The 1,769-nt window shown below is 55.8% G+C and carries 1 rRNA gene; it reads right to left on the reverse strand.

Annotated elements, in window-relative coordinates:
* Window positions 1-17 precede the first annotated feature (17 nt).
* Window positions 18-1,555 (reverse strand): 16S ribosomal RNA (locus FHR96_RS22205).
* Between the last annotated feature and the right edge of the window lie 214 nt (window positions 1,556-1,769).

Here is a 1,769-nt window from a genome sequence, read left to right on the forward strand (position 1 = left end):
CCGGCGACGTCGTCGATTAAGGAGGTGATCCAGCCGCAGGTTCCCCTACGGCTACCTTGTTACGACTTCACCCCAGTCATGAACCACACCGTGGTGATCGCCCTCCGAAGTTAGGCTAACCACTTCTGGTGCAGTCCACTCCCATGGTGTGACGGGCGGTGTGTACAAGGCCCGGGAACGTATTCACCGTGACATTCTGATTCACGATTACTAGCGATTCCGACTTCACGGAGTCGAGTTGCAGACTCCGATCCGGACTGAGACCGGCTTTATGAGATTAGCTCCACCTCGCGGTATTGCCACCCTCTGTACCGGCCATTGTAGCACGTGTGTAGCCCTACTCGTAAGGGCCATGATGACCTGACGTCGTCCCCACCTTCCTCCGGTTTGTCACCGGCAGTCTCCCTAGAGTTCCCGACCGAATCGCTGGCAAATAGGGACAAGGGTTGCGCTCGTTACGGGACTTAACCCAACATTTCACAACACGAGCTGACGACGGCCATGCAGCACCTGTCTGAGCGTTCCCGAAGGCACCAATCCATCTCTGGAAAGTTCGCTCGATGTCAAGAGTAGGTAAGGTTCTTCGCGTTGCATCGAATTAAACCACATGCTCCACCGCTTGTGCGGGCCCCCGTCAATTCATTTGAGTTTTAACCTTGCGGCCGTACTCCCCAGGCGGTCGACTTATCGCGTTAACTGCGCCACAAAGGTCTCGAGGACCCCAACGGCTAGTCGACATCGTTTACGGCGTGGACTACCAGGGTATCTAATCCTGTTTGCTACCCACGCTTTCGCACCTCAGCGTCAGTGTCAGTCCAGAAGGCCGCCTTCGCCACTGGTATTCCTCCCGATCTCTACGCATTTCACCGCTACACCGGGAATTCTACCTTCCTCTCCTGCACTCTAGCCTGACAGTTCCGGATGCCGTTCCCAGGTTGAGCCCGGGGCTTTCACAACCGGCTTATCAAGCCGCCTACGCGCGCTTTACGCCCAGTAATTCCGATTAACGCTCGCACCCTCCGTATTACCGCGGCTGCTGGCACGGAGTTAGCCGGTGCTTCTTCTGTGAGTGATGTCTTCCTTGCAGGGTATTAACCCACAAGCGTTCTTCCTCACTGAAAGTGCTTTACAACCCGAGGGCCTTCTTCACACACGCGGCATGGCTGGATCAGGCTTTCGCCCATTGTCCAATATTCCCCACTGCTGCCTCCCGTAGGAGTTCGGGCCGTGTCTCAGTCCCGATGTGGCTGATCATCCTCTCAGACCAGCTACGGATCGCGGCCTTGGTGAGCCATTACCTCACCAACTAGCTAATCCGACATAGGCTCATCCGATAGCGCAAGGTCCGAAGATCCCCTGCTTTCCCCCGTAGGGCGTATGCGGTATTAGCTTGGGTTTCCCCAAGTTATCCCCCACTACCGGGCAGATTCCTATGCATTACTCACCCGTCCGCCGCTCGACGCCTGGAAGCAAGCTTCCATCGTTTCCGCTCGACTTGCATGTGTTAGGCCTGCCGCCAGCGTTCAATCTGAGCCATGATCAAACTCTTCAGTTTCAAAGCTTGATAGTGCATTGAGTGCACCAAACTTGGTTCAAGATTCAAACGTCTCTTGACGAGTCGCTTGTCTTGATATTCAGTGACTGGTCACCGACATCCCGACAAGCGCCCACATGAATTACCTGATCGATTGTTAAAGAGCAGCTCTTCCGCTTGGAGAGAGCGTCTTGCGTTGCCGTGGCGGCTGCCCCGGCGCCTCGCAAGGAAGGCG

It is taken from the genome of Halomonas organivorans (genome assembly GCF_014192055.1).
Taxonomy (GTDB): Bacteria; Pseudomonadota; Gammaproteobacteria; order Pseudomonadales; family Halomonadaceae; genus Halomonas; species Halomonas organivorans.